At 41.0% G+C, this 2,078-nt stretch carries 2 protein-coding genes and 1 pseudogene; 1 reads left to right on the forward strand and 2 read right to left on the reverse strand.

The window, feature by feature from the left end:
• Together CXF78_RS15150 and yjjX are read right to left on the reverse strand one after the other, a co-directional pair.
• A pseudogene (locus tag CXF78_RS15150) lies at positions 1-267 on the reverse strand (GNAT family N-acetyltransferase); the annotation flags it as partial.
• On the reverse strand, positions 260-832 hold the full coding sequence (gene yjjX / locus CXF78_RS15155) for an inosine/xanthosine triphosphatase (protein ID WP_011638616.1): 573 nt from the start codon (positions 830-832) through the stop codon (positions 260-262). The gene yjjX and the pseudogene CXF78_RS15150, both read right to left, overlap by 8 nt.
• A 277-nt stretch (positions 833-1,109) precedes the next feature.
• On the opposite strand from yjjX, the gene CXF78_RS15165 reads away from it, so the two are divergent.
• Complete coding sequence (locus CXF78_RS15165; RefSeq protein ID WP_011638615.1) at positions 1,110-1,913, forward strand: DUF4097 family beta strand repeat-containing protein; 804 nt, start codon at positions 1,110-1,112, stop codon at positions 1,911-1,913.
• Positions 1,914-2,078: the final 165 nt, after the last annotated feature.

Genomic DNA, 2,078 nt, shown 5'->3' on the forward strand with positions numbered 1-2,078 from the left:
TGCTAATGGCGCAATTCCAGCGCCGCCAACCACTTTGCCTTGATACTCAATCACCCAGTATTGTGAACCTTCAGCTTGATATACCTCACTTAAACAGTCGAGGGTTTTATCGGCTACGCTAAAGCCTTTATCTGGGGTTAACCCATATTCTGCAGACACTTCACGAATAACCGCTGCTAATGCGGCATCGTCATGTGCTTGTAATGTTCTAATCAAGGGTGCCTGCAAGTTGTCTTTGGTTGCATTTGCTTGCTGATTTTCAGTCATTAAATAATTCCGCATTGATAAAAGGAGCCATTGCCAGCACTAATGCTTGGGTATAAATGCTTTCGCGGGTGGCTAAACCTCGAGTGAGCAAGCCAATCGCGCCACCTTTTTGTTTAATATTATGAGTGTTAAATACTCGGTCCATTACTTTGCCAAGTTCTTCACCTGCTTGTAAAGCGTTAAAAATTGACTGTGGCAACGGCAAGTTAGCGCTACGACCTACAGATAATGTGCCGTTATGGATAATGGCCATGTAAGCAAAGGTGGCTGGGCTGTGATCAAACTGATCGACTCCGCCTTCCATTGCCACATAAAAGTCAGCATGTTGATCGACTACTTTTGCATTGGCTTGGCAAAATTGAGCTCGGTTGATGGCACCCAATTTAGTTTCTGCTTCGGTCATGGGTTGGTCTGCCACCAGTGATGGTGCATGCATGCCAGTACAATCAATATGAACATCAGGGAAATATTGTCCAATAGCCTGTTTTGCAGCATTGATTTTAACTGGGTTGGTTGAACCAACAATGATAGTTAACGTTTGTGGTATCGCAGTAAAAGTTGGCATAGGGTTATGTTCTTATTTGTTTGAGTTAACCATGTTGGGCACAGTAGTGAAGTTAACCACATTGTAAGGGATTTTAACCATTTGGGGTTTGATGACGTAGTTAATTTTAGTACTGATAATTGTAACTTGTTGTAAATAATGATTTTGTTTAGTTGGTATGAAACCTGCTAAATGATTGTTAATTGCCGCTAACTCATACAAACATCAGTTAACTTTATTAATAACATCTGTTTAGTGGGCTAAGCTTATTTTTATCCTCATAAAAGGAATTAATCTTATGTCTATTCGTATCGCAACCATTAGTGTCACGGTCGGGCTTATTCTAGGTGCCACCCTATTTGGTGCTTCGCAAAGCGAAGCCGAGTCTGTATTTACGTCATCGTCAGAGCAAAACAATACAAATCTTAACTTAGTAAAACAGCAATTAAATCTTGATGCTGGATCATTAACTGAGTTAGTCGCCAATACTGGCGCCGGCAAGTTAACAATTGTCGGGGTTGAAGGCTTAAAAGAAGTTAGCGTACATGCCGATATTTACACCCAATCATTGGATCAAGATGACATCGAAATTAAGCTCAGCTTGACCCGAAAAGGTGATAAGGGCTATTTATTATCAAAAATACACAGTGATCACTATTTCGGTGAATCACCTTATATTGATTTATTGGTAGAAGTACCAGCGGCGCTCGCATTGAATATTAAAGACGGTTCAGGGCCCATCCAAATAGATGATGTTAGTGCGGATATTGAGTTGATCGATGGCTCTGGCAGTATTGTGATGAACCACATTGGCAAATTGGTATTAGTTGATGGTTCAGGCTCTATTAATATTAGCGAGGCTAAAGGCGCGATTGAGTTGCAAGATGGCTCGGGCTCCATTCGCATTAACCATGTTATTGGTGATGTGAGTATTGAAGATGGTTCGGGTTCAATCAAGGTTAATCAAGTCTCCGGATTGGTTAAGATAAATGATGGTTCCGGTGGCATTGATGTGGCTAACACCAAAGGTTTGACCATTGTTAATTCTGGGTCTGGTAGTGTCGATTATCAAAATATCGATGGCCCACTAACCCTAGACTGATGCTCAGCCACATTAAGCTCAGGTAAATCAAACTTAAGCTTATTTGGTCAAGATGTTCAAGTTAACTGCAACTGCGGCACGCAACATGCTTTTTTGTTTCAAAGCCAAGTTTAATCATGGCATGATGCAGGCACGTTATTAGTGAAGTTAGCATTGTTGAAGTAA

The sequence above is a fragment of the Shewanella sp. 11B5 genome (genome assembly GCF_002836795.1).
GTDB lineage: Bacteria > Pseudomonadota > Gammaproteobacteria > Enterobacterales > Shewanellaceae > Shewanella > Shewanella frigidimarina.